Below are 19,391 nucleotides of genomic sequence, written 5' to 3'. Positions count from 1 at the left end.
GTAAGTATGGGCACAAATCTATCAAAAATATCAAGCTTGATTACGCCAAGCAATTGCAAAGCCGTTTTTATACCTAAGATCCACAGAATCAATGCGTCCAAAATCATTAGCCAACGCACTTTGTAGCTGTATCGCCAAAGTGTACAACTTTTGCTCTGTGTCTTCATGATCAACCATGATACGCATGCCATTATTAAATCGAATGATCCAAGTTTGGCGTGGTGTCAAAATCAAGTCCTGAACCCGAACATCCAAAGGTGCATACCAACTATTGATCCGCTTAAGCTTTTGCATAATCTGCTGAGATTCGGTATCGCGCCCATGCAGATTAACTAAATTAGGGTTCATAAGCTGACTGTTTTCGGCAGGCTCATACACCACTCCATTGGCATCAAGCAATCTGTCGCTACCAAAGTTGGCAATGGGTCTGCGCGCAGTGACCGACACAACCACACCATTATTCCAATCGCGCTGCACATTCGCCGATTCCACCCAGGTCAGCTGGGTGATATGTTGGTGAATTTTTACCAAATCTGCACCAAAAAATTGCACTTCGCCAATCGGTTCGACAGCCTGCTGAATCGCACTTAACTGCGCTTGGGTCAGCTGATTTGATTCTATGACAATCGGTTTGGCTGTTTCATTATTTAATAAATAGTTGGTCAACAGCCCAAAAATCGCAATCAATACAATGATCATCAATGCAGAATGCCATGGCTTGACAGTGATTTTCTTCATAGAGATTTTAGTCATGAATTACGCCATTGATTATTAAATTTTTATCATCAATAAATTTTTGAATATGCTATTAAAGTATCCTAGAGACGCTCATTAAGATCAAATCTTTAGCAGCAAAAACACTGACTACTACGGTCGCAGTCTGTTTTAGAATAACATTGAGATAAATCAGTATATGTTAGCGCATTTTATCGATAAGTGAAAGTAATAAATTCAAAAAATACCCGAAAAATTTAAGAGTGTTACATATGATTACAGTTTTTTTATAAACAAGTAAATTTAAAAATGATGTACATAAATCAGCAACTCTTCATTGCACATGCCAACAACATCATTGTAAGAAAAAATGTTAAAATTCATATTTTAATGGTTGTGAATGAGCATTATGGAACACTTGAGTGAATGGATTTTGGCTGTGATGGACAAACTAGGTCTGATTGGCGTCGGTTTAATGATGTTTTTGGAAAATGTCTTTCCGCCCATTCCATCAGAGCTGATTATGCCTGCAGCTGGATTTGCTGCAGCAATGGGTCAAATGAACTTATTTGCCGTTATTATTGCCGGCACAATTGGCTCAATGATTGGCGCCCTACCTTTGTATTATATTGGCACAAAACTAGACGAAGAGCGCTTGCGACATTTGGCGAATCGTTATGGTCAGTATTTTTTGATCACCGCCAATGATGTAAGTAATGCCCAAAAATGGTTCGATCGGCATGGTAAATCTGTCATATTTTTTGGGCGAATGATCCCTGCGATACGCTCACTGATATCCATTCCGGCAGGTATGGCGCACATGCCCTTAGTGCCTTTTTTGATATTGACTGGGTTAGGATCTTTGATTTGGAGCGCGATGTTGGCTTATGCTGGCTTTGTGTTAGGAGCTAATTATCATAAAGTAGCCAACTATGTTGGTGCCATCAGTCATTATATCGTTATAGGTGCTGGGCTTCTGATTTTATTTATCATTTATAAACGCGTCAAAAAAGTTTGGGGTACTCATGCTAAATAACTCTTATCCCTTGCCTAAAATTATTTTCTTTGATATTGATGATACTTTGTATATCAAAGATGAAGGGCGCATTCCTAAAAGTGTGAAACCTGCTTTACTCACCCTAAAAAATCAAGGTGTATTGCTCGCTATTGCCACAGGCCGCAGTCTTGGGATTATGCCGTTAGCGGTACGAGAGCTGATTGATGAAATTGGTATTGACTACCTATTAACTATGAATGGTCAATACAACGAATACGCTGGTAAAAAATTATTCGATTTTCCCTTGAAAAATCATCAAGTCAAGGAGATATTGGCGGTATTTGAACGTCGTAATATTGCTACTGCAATTATGACAAAAACCGAGATCTTTTGCTTTAATCAGAGTGAACAGTTAAAAACTGCTTTAGGCTCATTAGGAATCTCACCGATATTAGCCAATAAATCAGGGTTTGATTTTGATCAGCCCATTTATCAAATCTTAGCATTTTATGAAGACCATGAAGCTCAAAACATCGCGCTGCCACCTGATATTAAAACAACTCGCTGGCATCAGTGCGCTGTAGATGTATTGGATCATCAAAGCTCAAAAGCGCGCTCAATAGCAAAATTATTAAATGAGTTAAATATCTCCAAATCAGATGCGGCAGCTTTTGGAGATGGCTTAAATGACATAGAGATGTTTAAGTTGGTGGGTGCTGCTATTGCTATGGATAATGGACATCCCGATTTAAAACAGCATGCTGATATTATTTGTCCACGCCACGATCAAGACGGCATTGAAAAAATTTTAAAAGCACTAAAATGGAATTGATCTCAAATCACCTTCAACACCCCCAAAAACCAAAACACTTGCCCAATCAGCAAGTGTTTTTTATTTCCCAATGGGCATCACTCCTTTCACCCCCCAAACAAAACCCCCTCACATCTTCCAATGCAAGGGGGATTGAATAAGGGTGCTGACGATGACCTACTCTCACATGGGCGAACCACACTACCATCGGCGCTAAGACGTTTCACTTCTGAGTTCGGGAAGGGATCAGGTGGTTCCATCTTGCTATTGTCGTCAGCGTAAAAGGATTAACAACGCGGTATGAGTCTGTTATAGTTTGGTTTCAAGATCATCATTTGTGATGGTTTGACTTAAATCAAGCTAAGGTAAAATCTTACACTTTACACACAACACTGTCAGTGGGTAAAACCACTTGGGTGTTGTATGGTCAAGCCAAACGAGCAATTAGTATTGGTTAGCTACACACATCGCTGTGCTTCCACACCCAACCTATCAACGTCGTCGTCTACAACGGCTCTTTAGGGAAATCTCATCTTGAGGTGGGCTTCCCGCTTAGATGCTTTCAGCGGTTATCCCATCCGAACGTAGCTACCCGGCAATGCTTCTGGCGAAACAACCGGAACACCAGAGGTTCGTCCACTCTGGTCCTCTCGTACTAGGAGCAGATCCTCTCAAATTTCCAACGCCCACGGTAGATAGGGACCGAACTGTCTCACGACGTTCTAAACCCAGCTCGCGTACCTCTTTAAATGGCGAACAGCCATACCCTTGGGACCTGCTTCAGCCCCAGGATGAGATGAGCCGACATCGAGGTGCCAAACACCGCCGTCGATATGAACTCTTGGGCGGTATCAGCCTGTTATCCCCAGAGTACCTTTTATCCGTTGAGCGATGGCCCTTCCATACAGAACCACCGGATCACTAAGACCTACTTTCGTACCTGCTCGACTTGTGGGTCTCGCAGTTAAGCGCGCTTTTGCCTTTATACTCTTTGAACGATTTCCGACCGTTCTGAGCGCACCTTCGTACTCCTCCGTTACTCTTTAGGAGGAGACCGCCCCAGTCAAACTACCCACCATACATTGTCCTTAGATCTGTTAATCTCAAGTTAGAACCCCAACATAACCAGGGTGGTATTTCAAGGATGGCTCCATGGCAACTGGCGTCGCCACTTCAAAGCCTCCCACCTATCCTACACAAGTTAGGTCAAAGTTCAATGTAAAGCTGTAGTAAAGGTTCACGGGGTCTTTCCGTCTAGCCGCGGGTACACAGCATCTTCACTGCGATTTCGATTTCACTGAGTCTCTGCTGGAGACAGCGCTGCCATCATTATGCCATTCGTGCAGGTCGGAACTTACCCGACAAGGAATTTCGCTACCTTAGGACCGTTATAGTTACGGCCGCCGTTTACTGGGGCTTCGATCAAGAGCTTCGCATACGCTAACCCCATCAATTAACCTTCCAGCACCGGGCAGGCATCACACCCTATACGTCCACTTTCGTGTTTGCAGAGTGCTGTGTTTTTAATAAACAGTTGCAGCAGCCTGGTATCTGCGACTCCCATTCGCTTACATCGCGAGGATTTCACAAACAGGAGCGTACCTTCTCCCGAAGTTACGGTACCATTTTGCCTAGTTCCTTCAGCAGAGTTCTCTCAAGCGCCTTGGTATTCTCTACCTGACCACCTGTGTCGGTTTCGGGTACGATTCATTTATGACTATGCTTAGAAGCTTTTCCTGGAAGCATGGTATTTGCCACTTCGCTGATCAATCAGCTTGCTATCAGATCTCATTAATAACCGAGCGGATTTGCCTACTCAGTCTAACTACATCCTTCCACCTGGACAACCATCGCCAGGCTGGCATAACCTTCTCCGTCCCTCCATCGCATCATAAACAAGTATCGGAATATTAACCGATTTCCCATCGACTACGCCTTTCGGCCTCGCCTTAGGGGTCGACTCACCCAGCCCCGATTAACGTTGGACTGGAACCCTTGGTCTTCCGGCGAACGGGCTTTTCACCCGTTTTGTCGTTACTCACGTCAGCATTCGCTCTTGTGATACCTCCAGCACACCTTACAGTGCACCTTCACAGGCTTACACAACGCTCCCCTACCACTTAATTGAAACAATTAAATCCGCAGCTTCGGCTCCTAGTTTGAGCCCCGTTACATCTTCCGCGCAGGCCGACTCGACTAGTGAGCTATTACGCTTTCTTTAAATGATGGCTGCTTCTAAGCCAACATCCTAGCTGTCTGTGCCTTCCCACATCGTTTCCCACTTAACTAGGAATTTGGGGCCTTAGCTGGCGGTCTGGGTTGTTTCCCTCTTGACGACGGACGTTAGCACCCGCCGTCTGTCTCCCGGATATCACTCATCGGTATTCGGAGTTTGCATCGGTTTGGTAAGTCGGGATGACCCCCTAGCCGAAACAGTGCTCTACCCCCAATGGTGTTCGTCCGAGGCGCTACCTAAATAGCTTTCGGGGAGAACCAGCTATCACCGAGTTTGATTAGCCTTTCACCCCTATCCACAAGTCATCCCCTGGCTTTTCAACGACAGTGGGTTCGGTCCTCCGGTGCCTGTTACGGCACTTTCAACCTGCTCATGGATAGATCACTCGGTTTCGGGTCTATACCCTGCAACTATGCGCCCTATTAAGACTCGGTTTCCCTACGGCTCCCCTAGATGGTTAACCTTGCTACAGAATATAAGTCGCTGACCCATTATACAAAAGGTACGCCGTCACGGAATAAATCCGCTCCGACTGCTTGTATGCACACGGTTTCAGGTTCTATTTCACTCCCCTAACAGGGGTTCTTTTCGCCTTTCCCTCACGGTACTGGTTCACTATCGGTCAGTCAGGAGTATTTAGCCTTGGAGGATGGTCCCCCCATCTTCAGACAGAATTTCTCGTGTTCCGCCCTACTTAATATGTCGCTTAAACAGTTTCGCATACAGGACTATCACCTACTACGGTTGGCTTTCCCACGCCATTTTGCTACTGTAAAATTGATCGGCTCCTCCCCGTTCGCTCGCCGCTACTTGGGGAATCTCTATTGATGTCTTTTCCTCGGGGTACTGAGATGTTTCACTTCTCCCGGTTCGCCTCATAAAATAAATTATGATACCTAAGTTATCTTAGGTGGGTTTCCCCATTCAGAAATCGCCGGGTCACAGGATATTGCCACCTCACCGACGCTTATCGCAGGCTATCACGTCTTTCATCGCCTCTGACTGCCAAGGCATCCACCATGTGCACTTCATTACTTGACCATACAACCCCAAGGGGTCTTATGGGTAATGTGTAACGATTTACCTATGTTTACGCTTGATTCAGTTCTCTTTACTTTGGGTGATTGTATTGGGTACAATCACCCTGGTTAATTATTACGTTGGATAATAATTAACCCAGACTCATACTATGTTGTTAAATAATGTTATAAACTTCGTCAGTTTATAAAATAAAAGCATAAATAAGAAATCTTATTTAAATTGCTTATGTATGCTTTGATGTTTAGTGGTGGAGCCAAGGAGAGTCGAACTCCTGACCTCCTGCGTGCAAGGCAGGCGCTCTACCAACTGAGCTATGGCCCCAAAATGGTGGGTCTAATAAGACTTGAACTTATGACCCCCGCGTTATCAACACGGTGCTCTAACCAACTGAGCTATAGACCCGTTTTAAACATCTTACCAAAGAACAACTTGTTGTGAATTCTTGCCAATCAGATAACTTCGTTAAGGAGGTGATCCAGCCGCAGGTTCCCCTACGGCTACCTTGTTACGACTTCACCCCAGTCATCGACCCCACCGTGGTGAGCGCCCTCTTGCGTTAGGCTACCCACTTCTGGTGAGATCAACTCCCATGGTGTGACGGGCGGTGTGTACAAGGCCCGGGAACGTATTCACCGCAGCATTCTGATCTGCGATTACTAGCGATTCCGACTTCATGGAGTCGAGTTGCAGACTCCAATCCGGACTACGATAGGCTTTTTGAGATTGGCATCACATCGCTGTGTAGCAACCCTTTGTACCTACCATTGTAGCACGTGTGTAGCCCTGGTCGTAAGGGCCATGATGACTTGACGTCGTCCCCGCCTTCCTCCAGTTTGTCACTGGCAGTATCCTTAGAGTTCCCACCCGAGGTGCTGGTAACTAAGGAAAAGGGTTGCGCTCGTTGCGGGACTTAACCCAACATCTCACGACACGAGCTGACGACAGCCATGCAGCACCTGTATGTAGATTCCCGAAGGCACTCCCGCATCTCTGCAGGATTCCTACTATGTCAAGACCAGGTAAGGTTCTTCGCGTTGCATCGAATTAAACCACATGCTCCACCGCTTGTGCGGGCCCCCGTCAATTCATTTGAGTTTTAACCTTGCGGCCGTACTCCCCAGGCGGTCTACTTATTGCGTTAACTGCGTCACTAAGTCTTTAAAAGACCCAACGACTGGTAGACATCGTTTACGGCGTGGACTACCAGGGTATCTAATCCTGTTTGCTACCCACGCTTTCGCACCTCAGTGTCAGTATGATGCCAGGGAGCTGCCTTCGCCATCGGTATTCCTCCAGATCTCTACGCATTTCACCGCTACACCTGGAATTCTACTCCCCTCTCACCTACTCTAGTTACCCAGTATCAGATGCAGTTCCCAGGTTAAGCCCGGGGCTTTCACATCTGACTTAAGTAACCACCTACGCGCGCTTTACGCCCAGTAATTCCGATTAACGCTTGCACCCTCTGTATTACCGCGGCTGCTGGCACAGAGTTAGCCGGTGCTTATTCTGTGGGTAACGTCAGGGCTAATGGGTATTAACCATTAACTTTTCCTCCCCACTTAAAGTGCTTTACAACCAAAAGGCCTTCTTCACACACGCGGCATGGCTGGATCAGGCTTTCGCCCATTGTCCAATATTCCCCACTGCTGCCTCCCGTAGGAGTCTGGGCCGTGTCTCAGTCCCAGTGTGGCTGATCATCCTCTCAGACCAGCTACAGATCGTCGCCTTGGTAGGCCTTTACCCCACCAACTAGCTAATCCGACTTAGGCTCATCTAATAGCGAGAGCTTGCGCCCCCTTTCACCCGTAGGTCGTATGCGGTATTAGCTTGAGTTTCCCCAAGTTATCCCCCACTACTAGGCAGATTCCTAAGCATTACTCACCCGTCCGCCACTAGGTATCAAAAGCAAGCTTTCTAACCTCGTTCGACTTGCATGTGTTAAGCCTGCCGCCAGCGTTCAATCTGAGCCATGATCAAACTCTTCAGTTTAATCTTGATTTGCCAGTCAAACAAAGCTGTTTGATTGGACTTTAATGTTGGCTCATTTATCGTACTTACTAGCAAATGATATATATTTCAATATCTGCTCATCGTGTTAATGAATTAACTTTGAGTATTTTTGCCGTACTTAAGATAAGTAAACAGTATCAATAAATGATTATCTTTTTAAGTATCTTGTATTGACAAAAATCCACACAAGTTGTTCTTTAGTTTGGATTTTAAATAGTGTGTTAATCATCGTCTGATTAACCTGAGCTGACCATTATAACATGGCATGTTTTGAAGTCAAGCTTTTTGTTTGTTTGTTTTGCATGATGATTTTTAATTAAGAAGTCATCATGCAATCAATGAGAGCTATTATACGCTAAATTTTCTTAGCGTCAAGCACTTTTTTCAAAAATTTTGAAAATTTTTAGAATTTTTTACGCAGTGTGGTCACAAACCCTGATAATGCATAGGCTACGCCAATTGCAAGCAAGCCTACAGGAATGTCATAAAGCACAATACCAAAGACCAATACCGCCAATAATAGCACCACAAAAGGCACTTTACGCTTGTCAAATTCTTTAAAGGAGTAATATTTGATATTACTGACCATCAATATGCCACATGCAATGACCCATAAAGCAAAAAACCAAGTCAAGGCTGTCGCCGTATCTGTGATTGGAGCGGTATATTTTAAGGCGACCAATACCGAGCAGGCGACCAAAAGCGCTGCCAATGGGCTTGCCAATCCAATAAAGTATTTTTTATCGACAACATCAATTTGGACATTAAATCGCGCCAAGCGAAATGCTGCACAAGCTGCATACACAAATGCACACGCCATGCCAAATCGGCCCAGCGGCTCCAAAGCAAAACTATAGATTAAAATTGCTGGCGCCAGACCAAATGCAATACAATCTGCCAATGAGTCATATTGTTCACCAAAGGGGCTTTGGGCGTTGAGCAGACGTGCGGCTCGTCCATCCATGCCATCTAAGAAAGCAGAAACGAAAATCGCCAAACCGGCACGATGGTAATCTCCGCTAGTGCTTAAGAGAATGGAATAAAATCCTGAAAACAATGACAGTGTCGTGATGAGGTTTGGTACTAAATAAACCCCAGATGTCATGGTGCGCTTGCCACCTGAATGTTCAGGCTCAATCACCTCAAAGGTGATGCCATCGTGTTCAGGCTCATTTGATACAGTATGCGTTTCAGGCTTTTGAATTTCTGACATAATCGCCCTTTTAGTTATTAGACATCCAACGTTGTTTTACAGATTGGATGGGTTTATGATCAACATCATTCTGAAATCAACCATTTAACAACTGCCATCTCACCCAGAGACATTTGAGGGGCGTCTTGAGGCTTTAAGATCGGCGCCAAAAATTCAATGATCTCTTGGGCATGATCGGCAAATTGCCATGGTGGATTGATGACTAGTAAACCCGTGCCATTTAATCCTACCGCGATATCGTTTGGATATAAATTTAGCTCACACACCAGTTGTTTTTTGATGCCAGTACGCTTCATTTTTTTATAAAATAGCTCGACTGCATCGATATTTTTGATCGGATACCACAGTACAAATGTGCCAGTACCAAACTTTTTATGGCCTGCCACCAACAAATCTACCAAGCGGCTAAAATCCTTATGCTCTTGCTCAAAGGGAGGATCTAATAAAATGATGCCACGCTTTTCTTTGGGAGGTATGACAGCAGGCACACCCTCAAACGCATCACGATGATGAATACCGATCGGCAGCTGATAAAGCTGATAATTAAGCGCATCATATTCATCAGCGATCGCCTCAAAAGCTTCCGCGCGAAGCGGTGCATCCTCGGAGTGATATTCGCCATGATGCGCGATCCACCAAGGCGAGCCAGGATAAACATGCTGATCATATTTTTGACGGGCAAATGCTAAGTCTGATAAATATTGGCTGACAGCTTTTGGCAATCCGTCCAAGCCTGCCCTAACAGCTTGCTCAAGCGCAATAACGCCTCGCTGCGCTTCTTGGGTTTTTTGGGTTTCGGCACTTGCCAATGAATACAAGCCGCGACCGCCATAGGCATCAAGCACATAAAATGGTTTGGCTTTGGCGCTAAATTGGCTTAATAACTGCAAAAGTAAAATATGCTTGGCAACATCAGCAAAGTTACCCGCATGATAGGCGTGTTTATAGTTCATAAGTGAAAATTATTAGATGGTTAATTATTTATGGTATCATAAATAGGTATATTGCGCTATGCATATTTATTTAAGGCTTGGTCAGCAATCCTGAGTATGGCAGCGGCTTTTGATACGGCAATAATCATAAAGGTGATGATGGTGGATGCTTTGAGCATGTCAAAAAAAGGGTTTTGTGTTGATTGGTCAGGGCTGATCGATGATCGGTTGGATACTTTTTTGGAAACAGGCGTTTTGGTATTGGATGAGGTATTTGACCACCAAGATGTTTTATCGCTTCAAAAAGAAAGTGGTTTTATTGAATATAAAGCAGCGACCCTGACGCAAGGCGAGAGACTACAAAGCGTTCGTGGCGATGAGATCCGCTGGATTGATGAAGACTGCCCCATCGGCATGGATTATCTGGGCAGTATCATGTCACTGGCTGAATATTTTAATCAAACGCTATATGCAGGGATTCGCCGCAGCGAGGCGCATTATGCTTGCTATCCTACAGGTTTTGGCTATCAGTGGCATGTCGACAATCCCAAAGGTCGCGATGAGCGTGTTATTTCTGCGGTATTTTATTTAAATGACAACTGGTCTGACACTGATGGCGGAGAGATTTTGGTCATCGATAAACAATCTCAGCAGCAAATCCTCACCCCCAAAGCCAATCGCTTAGTGATATTTGACAGCAACCTTAGACATCAAGTCAATATCACCAATCGCCGCCGCTTTTCGATCGCCACATGGATGAGAAAAGACGATCAGATTTTATGAATTATTATTGAGAATATTTATGAAAAACACACCGTTTGTACTGATGACAATTTGCGCTCTGATGGTCGCCTGCGCGCCTGCCAAGTCGCCTGCTGAGTCTAGTGCGCCGACCGACCAAAACCCAAAAGTCAGCACACCCACCCAAGACACGATGCTTATCTCAAATATTGCCGATGGCGCCAGCGAAGCACAGGTGAGATCAGCGCTTGGTCAGCATTTATCGCACGATCAGGTAAATCTGGTCATGTCTTGGATCAAAGATTATAATCAAACGATCCAAAAGGTCAGCCTAACAGACGGATTTAGTGCCAAACCGCCTGATTATGATACACTAGCCATGGATACCCTGTGGGCGGACGCCAAAGGTGACTTTATTGGCACAAATTGCCGAATTAATACTTTTGCCTTACTAAAAGACACCATCCATATCTCAGAAGACCCCACAAAATCAGACGCGCAAATGCTTTTTCCTGATCATGATGCGATTGAGGTGGGCGGCTTGATTGATGATACAGACTTGCCAAAATACAACCGTTTATATGCACGTGTCAAAACTCAAGCCACCAAAGATGCCAAAATCCATGCCAAGCACATGAAATCGCATTTTGAAGGCATTGAGTTTGATGATCAAGCAACCATGCTGTCGGTAGTTTTTCATGATGATCAAGATGGCGAGTATCTGTTTATCGGTCATGTCGGCGTGCTTGTTCCTGCTGACGATGGCTATTTATTTATTGAAAAATTATCGTTCCAAGACCCATATCAAGCCATTAAATTTACCTCAAAACAGGATGCTTATACTTATCTACTGACCAAATACGCCACACATTATAATCAGCCGACGGCACAGCCTTTTGTGATGGAAAACGATACACTCGTAAAATGGGTGGAAGAATAATCCGATTTTTTTAGATGAAAATTTTAACAACATATTATTTAACAACATATTAATCATCAATTCATTATTTTGGAGACATCCATGCACACTCCGACACTTGCGCTATCTATTGATTTAATTCGCGAGCCTTCCATCACACCTGATGATAAAAATTGTCAAAATATCCTTGCCAAACGCTTATCTGAGATTGGCTTTGAGTGTGAGTTTATGCATTTTGGCGATGCGCATGATACTGGCAAAAATGCCCAAATCAAAAATCTTTGGGCGATCAAACATGGCAAAGATCCAAAAGCGCCGGTGCTATGTTTTGCGGGTCATACCGATGTTGTACCCACAGGGGATGAATCTCGTTGGAGATTCCCCCCTTTTTCTGCCACCATTCACGAAGGTAAGCTTTATGGGCGCGGCGCATCGGATATGAAAACGGGCGTGGCAAGTTTTGTTGTCGCTGCCGAAAACTTTATCAATCGCCATCCTGATCATTTAGGCAGCATCGCCCTGCTCATCACCGCTGATGAAGAAGGTCCTGCCATCAATGGCACTATCAAGGTCGCCGAAACCTTAAAAGCGCGTGGGCAAAAAATGGATTTTTGTTTGGTGGGCGAGCCATCTAGCACGCAAAGTCTAGGCGATGTCATCAAAAATGGTCGGCGCGGCTCTTTGAATGCCAAACTGACCGTCACAGGCAAGCAGGGTCATATCGCCTATCCACATCTGGCGGTCAATCCCATTCATGCGGTGTCAGCTGCACTGAGCGAGCTGATTGCGACGCATTGGGATGACGGCAATGATTATTTCCCCGAAACCTCTTTGCAAATCTCCAACATTCACTCCGGCACAGGCGCAACCAACGTCATCGGCGGCACTTGTGAAGTGCTGTTTAATTTTCGGTATTGCACCGAGAATACTGCCGAGAGTCTCATGGCAAAAACTCATGCCATTTTTGATCAGCATTTTCAAGATAGCAAAGCAACTTATGAGATCGAATGGACGCTTTCAGGCGTGCCTTTTTTGACTGAAAAAGGCGAGTTTGTCTCGGCGTGCGTCAATGCCATCAAAACTGTCACTGGCACCGACGCTAAGCTATCGACTTCAGGCGGTACTTCAGATGGGCGGTTTATTGCACCGATCATGGGCGCGCAGGTGGTTGAGTTAGGCGTACTCAATGCCACCATTCATCAAGTGGATGAACATGTTGATATTGATGACTTAGAAAAACTCACCCAAATTTATGAAGAAATTTTAGTCAGTTTAATCAAATAACCTAAAAATATATCACCCAATCAAAAAGCACTTTGATCGATCAAAGTGCTTTTTGATTATCTAAACATAAACAGATTATTTATAACCGGCGCGCTTCATCAGCATGATGGCTTTTTGTTGGTTTTGACCTGCCACTGAGACATTGATGAAATCTTGCTTAAATGTACCCCAGCGCGCTACCGAGGGTGCCGCGGTTACACGTGGGCTGGCTGGATACTCAAAGTTTCGATCAGCATACAGGCGCTGAGCTTCGGTGCTTGACATCCATTCAATGAATTTTTGGGCTTCGACTGGATTATCTGAGTGCTTCACCACACCAGCACCCGAGACATTGACGTGAGTCCCTTTGCCTTTTTGATCAGCAAAAAATACTTTGACATTATTTGCCACCGCAGGTTTAGAGTTTAGTAGTCGTCCATAATAATAAGTATTGGCGATACCCACATCACAGCGACCTGCATTGATCGCTTCTAGCAGCGCTGTATCATTTGAAAATGGTGCTGTCGCTAAATTTGCCACCCAGCCTTTGACCGCTTTTTCTGTCGCTGCTTGACCTTGGTTGGCGATCATGGTCGCAACCAATGACTGGTTGTAAACATTGTTTGAAGTACGCAAACAAAGCTTGCCTTTCCATTTTGGATCTGCCAAATCAGCATAGGTTGATAGTTGGCTAGGATTGACTTTATTTGGGTTATAAAAAATCGTGCGTGCACGCACAGATAAGCCAAACCAGTGATTTTTTGGGTCACGCAGGTGCGATGGGATATTATTTCTTAAGATCGAAGAGTTGATCGGACGCAATACGCCGGCTTGAGTTGCTTGCCATAAGTTGCCGCCATCCACGGTAATCAAAACATCCGCTTGAGTATTTTTACCCTCAGCTTTTAATTTTTCCATCAAAGGACCGGCTTTATCGCTGACGACAGTGACCTTGGTGCCAGTTTTCTTTTGATACGCTTCTGCAATCGGCTTTAATAGCTCATCAGCGCGCGCTGAATAGACAACGATTTCATTGGCAAATGCTGGCGCTGCTGCTGCCATTGCCAGTGATGCGATCAATAGCTTTTTCATAACTCATCCTTTTATAAACAAATCAAATCCACAAATCATCTGCCATAAGCTGACTTTATCGCAGAAAAATTGCGTCAATTTGCAAGTTTTGTAAATAAACCTGCCACATTTTGTGCTATTATAATAGAATATTTTGCAAATAGAAACAAGAAGAATTATCATTATCGCTAAATTTTTAGTAGATATCTGATAACTCTTTGATTTATCTCACTTTTGATCTCATGAACTCATCTTCTGTTTTATCCCGCCTATGGCTTGGTCTTTGTGCCTTATTGGTATTGGTGCCGTTGGCGGTCATTGTGTTTGCTTTACATAGCTTTGATGCTGAGATTTGGCAATTTTTATTAGAATACGAACTGCCATTATTACTAAAAAACACACTTTTTCTTGTGCTTGGCGTTGGGGTTGGGGTGACCGTCATTGGCACAACAACTGCTTGGCTGACTGCCATGACCGATTTTCCCTTGAAGCGATTTTTTGCTTGGGCGATGATGCTGCCCTTAGCGGTGCCGGCATATGTGCTTGCCTTTGTGCAGTTGGGCATTTTTGATTATACAGGGATGATTAGCACTTATTTGAGGCAGGCTTGGGGTCTTGAGCAGGGACTGCCTGATGTTCGAAATGGCTTTGGCTTGACTTTAGTGATGAGCCTGACTTTGTATCCTTATGTGTATTTATTAGCAAAAAATGCCTTTGGCAGTATGGGTAATCGTGCGCTTGAGGCGGGGGCGTCATTGGGTCTTTCTTCAGCACAAGCATTTGTAAAGCTCGCGCTTCCCATGGCAAGACCTTGGATTGCAGGCGGTACGATTTTGGCGCTCATGGAAGTTTTGGCGGACTTTGGGGCGGTGAGTGTCTTTGGGTATGATACTTTTACGACAGCCATTTATCAGGCTTGGTTTGGGTTTTATTCTATTGATACTGCCAAGCAGCTTGCCAGTTTATTGATTGGCTTGGTGTTTGTGTTTTTATTGCTTGAGCAAATCAGCCGAGGACGCCGCCGCTTTGAGGTGACAGGGCGCGCCAGCCACCACCGCACCATAACCTTGATAGGTTATAAAAAATGGCTTGCCACCTTATACTGCAGCCTAATCTTATGCTTAGCTTTCATCGTTCCGCTCATTCAGTTGACCGCATGGGCGATCGCAAGCTGGCAAGAAGTCGTACTCACTGAGCTTATGATACAGATTTGGCATTCGGTGAGTATCAGTCTGATGACCGCCTTGGTCGTTGCAGCGACCGCGTTATTTATTGTCATCGCCGCTCGCTCAGACAAAAGCCGTTATGCTTTAGCCGCCACCAAAATATCTACTTTGGGCTATGCCATTCCTGGTACTGTCTTGGCGGTCGGTGTCTTTGTGCCTGTGGCATGGCTTGATAATTGGCTAATTGCAAACATAGCTGCATTTTCAGATACCGATGCGATCTTTAAGGGGACGATCTTTGCCATGCTCATTGCGCTATTGATTCGCTTTTTGGCGCTCGGCGTACAGTCGGTCGATGCAGGCATGAAACGCATTCGCACGACGCACATCGAAGCGGCTGCCTCTTTGGGGTCGACGCCTTTTGGCACAGTGCGCCGCGTTTATTTGCCGCTGATCAAAAGTGCGCTGGGCGTGACCATGCTGATGGTCTTTGTGGATACCATGAAAGAGATGCCGATCACATTGATGATGCGTCCTTTTAATTGGGATACGCTGTCGGTGCGGATTTTTTCTTTCACCAGTGAAGGCTTGTATGACAAAGCCTCTTTGCCAGCACTGGCGATCATTTTGGCTGGACTGATTCCTGTCATATTATTTGCTAAGATGGACCAAAAGTAGCCTTTATTTTCCTATCATCGAGACACTCATGCTAAGTATTAAAAACCTCTCCATCAGTTTTGATCAAAGACCCATTTTGAGCGATATCAGCTTTGATCTACAATCAGGGCAAATCGCCTGCCTGCTGGGCGCGTCTGGCTGCGGTAAAACGACGCTACTACGCTGTATTGCAGGATTTGAGACGCCTGACAGTGGCAGCATCCGCATTCAAGATCAAACGCTGCATGACAGCCAAATTCATATCCCTGCGCATGAGCGACAAATCGGCATGGTATTTCAAGACTATGCCCTATTTCCGCATCTGACTGTGAAAGATAATATCGCCTTTGGGCTTTCTAAAATGGACAAAACCGCCAAGTCTAAGCGCGTGGAAGAAATGCTTGAGCTGATTGGTATGAGCGAGTATGCCAATTACTACCCTCATGAATTGTCAGGCGGTCAGCAGCAGCGTGTGGCGTTGGTGCGTGCGCTTGCACCGCGTCCGAGCTTGATTTTACTTGATGAACCGTTTTCAAATCTAGATGTTGAGCTAAGAACCAGTCTGTCCAAAGAAGTGCGCCGCCTGCTCACCTCCCAAAATGTCTCTGCCATCTTGGTGACACATGATCAAGCCGAAGCCTTTGCGATGGCAGATGTGGTTGGGCTGATTACCCAAGGCAAACTGCAGCAATGGGATGCACCAAATGCCCTGTATCAGCGCCCTGCCAATGAATCGGTGGCGCGCTTTATTGGTGAAGGTGTGATTATTGACGTGCTCACTATGACAGATGATGGATTTGATAGCCCAATCGGCTTCATTCCTATTCCGCTGTCTGCTCACGCCACCAAAGCCTTGATCCGCCCTCATGATGTGAAGCCTAGCCAAGACCCCAACGCCATCGCTGTCACAGTCATTGATAAAGACTTTCGCGGCGGCTATTGGCTATACACCCTGCGCTCTGCCCAAGGTCAGACGCTACTGATGCAAACCTCAATGGCTGCCAATCACAGTAGCCATGAGATTGGCGATCAGATTAACGTGGTGATACGCCGAGCGTCTGGCATCACTGCAAGCGATTCATGACTGATTAAGCGCAATAAAAAACCCAAGCAAGTACTTGGGTTTATTTTTATAGCTCATCAAGCCACGCCATCTGAATGGCTTCTAAAATTCGCTCATTAGACTTGTTGGGATCATCATCAAAGTCTTCAAGCTCACACACATAGCGGTGCAAATCGGTGAAACGGATATATTGCACATCCTCATCAGGATATTTTTCAGCCAATGCAATGGCGATATCTAAAGTGTCATGCCAAGTTAACTTCATGATTTTCTCCCATATTTTTTATATTGTATCACACGCGCTGATACGCGCCAATTATTTCATCATACTACTTAATTTATCACCAAACATAAAAATCAGCAAACCTAAAAGCATCACCAAAATGCCGATATATTTTTGCCAAGATAAGGGGCGGGTGGGCATTTGGATTAGCCCATAAGCATCAATCGCCATACCCGCTGACAGCTGACCTAATATGATCAAAAACACCATATTGACCAAGCCGATCTTAGGTGCAAGCAAGACGGTAGAAAAAACAAATACTGCACCAATCAAGCCGCCCAGCCAGCGCCACCAAGGCTGCTCCGGCAGACCAGCCCAGGCAAGTGTTAAATTGCTTTGGCTGATCATGATCACGCCCAAAAATATCGTCCCAATCAAAAACGAGATAAATGCTGCAATGACAGGCTGATCGCCTAGACCAGCTGCCAATCGTGAATTGATGGCTGCCTGTATGGCTGCGCCTGCGCCCACAAAAAACGCCAAAAGCCAATAAAAATACTGCATGATCGCCCCCTCATATCATGCCACCATCATACACCATCAGGCGGCAGTGACCAAGCCTGTGACATAAAAATTACGCGCTATTTTTGTAGCGCGTAATTTGGGGTAATTGGCGTTATTAACCGTTCATCATCAAATATTCAAAGGCTGATAAGCCGGCCTTAGAGCCTTCGCCCATTGCGATATTGATTTGCTTATAAGGCACTGTCGTCACATCGCCACATGCAAAAATACCTGGCTTATTTGTACGGCACTTAGCGTCAATCTCGATCTCACCTTGAGCCGTGGTTGCGACCAACGCTTTGGCAATCTCTGAATTTGGCACCAAACCAATTTGAACAAATACCGCGGATAATGGCAAAGTTTGATTTTCACCACTGGTACGATCTTGATAAACCAAAGCATTGACTTTATTACCATCGGTGGTGATCTCGGTCGTTGCTGCCGATTTAATGATCGTAATATTGTCGCGCGCTTCGGCTTTGTCGATCAATACCTGATCGGCGCGCAGCGCATCACCAAACTCAAGCACCGTCACATGCTTGACAATACCCGCCAAGTCTAAGGCAGCTTCGATACCCGAATTACCACCGCCGACGACAGCAATATCCTTACCCTTAAAGAAAGGACCATCACAGTGCGGACAGTACGCCACGCCATTACCGATATTTTCATCTTCACCTTTGACGCCAAGCTTACGCCATTTGGCTCCCGTCGCCAAAATCAAAGTGCGAGAAGTCCAAGTTGCACCAGTGCTTAGGGTGACTTGATAACCACCTTCGACTTCTTCTAACTTGGTTACGCTGACATGCTCTTTGACGGTGATATTATACTCTTTGATATGCGCTGCCAAATTGGCGGCAAGCGTATTACCATTGGTCAAAGGAATGGAGATTAAGTTTTCGATATCTTGAGTGTCTTTGACTTGACCACCGATGCGATCTGCCACCATCGCAACACGCAAGCCCTTACGAGCGGTATAAATCGCCGCCGCTGCACCCGCTGGTCCACCGCCGATGACAGTGACATCTTGGGTCTCAAGCTGCGGCTCATCACCTGCTGACAACAGATCTGGGTACTGCTCTTGCAGCTTTTCGATGATCTTGGCGGTATCCACTTTACCATTAGCAAATGGCTTACCGTTTAAAAAGACTGCTGGCACGCCCTGAATTTTCTTTTCGGCTACCAATTCAGGAAATACGCCACCATCAATCATTTCATTTTCGATATGATCGTTCAAAATCGCGAACTGATTGAGCGCTTGAACCACATCTGGGCAGTTATGGCATGACAATGAAACAAAAGTCTGGAATTTAAGCGGCTCTTGAATACGCTTAACCAGCTGCTGAATATCTTCATCCAGCTTTAATGTATGCCCGCCTGCCTGCAAGATGGCCAAAATCAATGAAGTAAATTCGTGCCCCCCTGGAATACCGCTAAACACAATGCCTGTTTCGCGATTTTCTGTGGTGATTTTAAAGCTCATTGGTGATAAGTCACTGTCCACCGCCGAAGCGTCAAATTGGATTTTGTCAGTTGTGCCTGCAATTTTACTCAAAAAATCAACCAATTCGGCACGCTTATCATGTTCGCCCGCGCCGATCACCAGCTGAATTGGGCGCGTCATATTGGCGCTGTATGATTTGACGGCGTCTAATAAACCTTGATCTAACATATTTCCCCCTATCGTGTTATGAAATTATCGCTGTTTGAACAGCTCATATTGTTATTATAACTCATTGAATCGCATTCAAAAAATTAGGAATTTCA

The 19,391-nt window shown here is 45.2% G+C and carries 14 protein-coding genes, 2 tRNA genes and 3 rRNA genes; 7 read left to right on the top strand and 12 right to left on the bottom strand.

The genetic code is table 11. The features are described 5' to 3' along the window. Positions 1 to 30 precede the first annotated feature (30 nt). Positions 31 to 753, bottom strand: a complete 723-nt coding sequence (locus U0021_RS06515) for a cell division protein FtsQ/DivIB (protein ID WP_227538754.1) — start codon at positions 751 to 753, stop codon at positions 31 to 33. A 370-nt stretch (positions 754 to 1,123) separates the two neighbouring features. On the opposite strand from U0021_RS06515, the gene U0021_RS06510 reads away from it, so the two are divergent. Together U0021_RS06510 and U0021_RS06505 are read left to right on the top strand one after the other, a co-directional pair. Next, positions 1,124 to 1,750, top strand: coding sequence for a DedA family protein (locus tag U0021_RS06510; RefSeq protein WP_114801169.1), 627 nt, complete (start codon positions 1,124 to 1,126; stop codon positions 1,748 to 1,750). Next, positions 1,740 to 2,543: a Cof-type HAD-IIB family hydrolase gene (locus U0021_RS06505; RefSeq protein WP_114801170.1), complete on the top strand. Its 804-nt coding sequence runs from the start codon at positions 1,740 to 1,742 to the stop codon at positions 2,541 to 2,543. The genes U0021_RS06510 and U0021_RS06505 overlap by 11 nt, the downstream gene beginning before the upstream one ends. Positions 2,544 to 2,686: 143 nt before the next feature. Here U0021_RS06505 and rrf read toward each other — a convergent pair. The 7 genes from rrf to U0021_RS06470 all read right to left on the bottom strand — a co-directional run bounded on the left by rrf (position 2,687) and on the right by U0021_RS06470 (position 9,978). After that, positions 2,687 to 2,800 (bottom strand): 5S ribosomal RNA (rrf, locus tag U0021_RS06500). Between the two features lie 145 nt (positions 2,801 to 2,945). Continuing rightward, positions 2,946 to 5,799, bottom strand: a 23S ribosomal RNA gene (locus tag U0021_RS06495). Between the two features lie 245 nt (positions 5,800 to 6,044). Beyond that, positions 6,045 to 6,120, bottom strand: a tRNA-Ala gene (locus U0021_RS06490). A gap of 4 nt (positions 6,121 to 6,124) precedes the next feature. Beyond that, a tRNA-Ile gene (locus U0021_RS06485) sits at positions 6,125 to 6,201 on the bottom strand. Between the two features lie 61 nt (positions 6,202 to 6,262). Continuing rightward, a 16S ribosomal RNA gene (locus U0021_RS06480) occupies positions 6,263 to 7,791 on the bottom strand. Together the 16S, 23S and 5S rRNA genes with 2 tRNA genes alongside form the textbook arrangement of a ribosomal RNA operon. 424 nt (positions 7,792 to 8,215) lie before the next feature. Next, positions 8,216 to 9,025 carry a CDP-diacylglycerol--serine O-phosphatidyltransferase gene (gene pssA / locus U0021_RS06475; protein WP_049237884.1) on the bottom strand — a complete coding sequence of 270 codons (810 nt, stop codon included), beginning with the start codon at positions 9,023 to 9,025 and terminating at the stop codon, positions 8,216 to 8,218. A gap of 65 nt (positions 9,026 to 9,090) precedes the next feature. Next, entirely contained in the window at positions 9,091 to 9,978 is an 888-nt protein-coding gene (locus U0021_RS06470) for a 23S rRNA (adenine(2030)-N(6))-methyltransferase RlmJ (protein ID WP_114801022.1), read from the bottom strand. A 156-nt stretch (positions 9,979 to 10,134) separates the two neighbouring features. Here U0021_RS06470 and U0021_RS06465 point away from each other — a divergent pair, with 156 nt between their 5' ends. From U0021_RS06465 to dapE, 3 genes are all read left to right on the top strand, one after another. After that, positions 10,135 to 10,740 carry a 2OG-Fe(II) oxygenase gene (locus U0021_RS06465; RefSeq protein ID WP_227538738.1) on the top strand — a complete coding sequence of 202 codons (606 nt, stop codon included), beginning with the start codon at positions 10,135 to 10,137 and terminating at the stop codon, positions 10,738 to 10,740. 19 nt (positions 10,741 to 10,759) lie between these two features. Beyond that, on the top strand, positions 10,760 to 11,638 hold the full coding sequence (locus U0021_RS06460) for a DUF4300 family protein (RefSeq protein WP_114801020.1): 879 nt from the start codon (positions 10,760 to 10,762) through the stop codon (positions 11,636 to 11,638). Positions 11,639 to 11,719: 81 nt separating this feature from the next. Next, the gene (dapE, locus tag U0021_RS06455) at positions 11,720 to 12,901 is read left to right on the top strand and encodes a succinyl-diaminopimelate desuccinylase (RefSeq protein WP_114801019.1); all 1,182 of its coding nucleotides are present in this window, start codon (positions 11,720 to 11,722) and stop codon (positions 12,899 to 12,901) included. Positions 12,902 to 12,976: 75 nt separating this feature from the next. Here the strand turns inward: dapE and U0021_RS06450 are convergent, their stop codons facing one another. Next, the gene (locus U0021_RS06450) at positions 12,977 to 13,972 is read right to left on the bottom strand and encodes a Fe(3+) ABC transporter substrate-binding protein (RefSeq protein WP_114801018.1); all 996 of its coding nucleotides are present in this window, start codon (positions 13,970 to 13,972) and stop codon (positions 12,977 to 12,979) included. 221 nt (positions 13,973 to 14,193) lie between these two features. Here U0021_RS06450 and U0021_RS06445 point away from each other — a divergent pair, with 221 nt between their 5' ends. Both U0021_RS06445 and U0021_RS06440 read left to right on the top strand, forming a co-directional pair. Then, positions 14,194 to 15,795 carry an ABC transporter permease gene (locus U0021_RS06445; RefSeq protein WP_114801017.1) on the top strand — a complete coding sequence of 534 codons (1,602 nt, stop codon included), beginning with the start codon at positions 14,194 to 14,196 and terminating at the stop codon, positions 15,793 to 15,795. Between the two features lie 28 nt (positions 15,796 to 15,823). Next, positions 15,824 to 16,858 carry an ABC transporter ATP-binding protein gene (locus U0021_RS06440; RefSeq protein ID WP_114801016.1) on the top strand — a complete coding sequence of 345 codons (1,035 nt, stop codon included), beginning with the start codon at positions 15,824 to 15,826 and terminating at the stop codon, positions 16,856 to 16,858. A gap of 46 nt (positions 16,859 to 16,904) precedes the next feature. On the opposite strand, the gene iscX is transcribed toward U0021_RS06440, so the two are convergent. The 3 genes from iscX to ahpF all read right to left on the bottom strand — a co-directional run bounded on the left by iscX (position 16,905) and on the right by ahpF (position 19,296). Continuing rightward, positions 16,905 to 17,102 (bottom strand): Fe-S cluster assembly protein IscX, encoded by a 198-nt coding sequence (iscX, locus tag U0021_RS06435; protein ID WP_114801015.1) that lies wholly within the window; start codon positions 17,100 to 17,102, stop codon positions 16,905 to 16,907. Between the two features lie 51 nt (positions 17,103 to 17,153). After that, on the bottom strand, positions 17,154 to 17,624 hold the full coding sequence (locus U0021_RS06430) for a DMT family transporter (protein WP_114801014.1): 471 nt from the start codon (positions 17,622 to 17,624) through the stop codon (positions 17,154 to 17,156). A 115-nt stretch (positions 17,625 to 17,739) separates the two neighbouring features. Then, the gene (gene ahpF / locus U0021_RS06425) at positions 17,740 to 19,296 is read right to left on the bottom strand and encodes an alkyl hydroperoxide reductase subunit F (protein WP_114801013.1); all 1,557 of its coding nucleotides are present in this window, start codon (positions 19,294 to 19,296) and stop codon (positions 17,740 to 17,742) included. Positions 19,297 to 19,391: the final 95 nt, after the last annotated feature.

The organism is Moraxella canis (assembly GCF_034424565.1).
Classification (GTDB): domain Bacteria; phylum Pseudomonadota; class Gammaproteobacteria; order Pseudomonadales; family Moraxellaceae; genus Moraxella; species Moraxella canis.
Note: the sequence above shows the minus strand (reverse complement) of the source record. Positions and strands in the feature narration are given on the sequence as shown.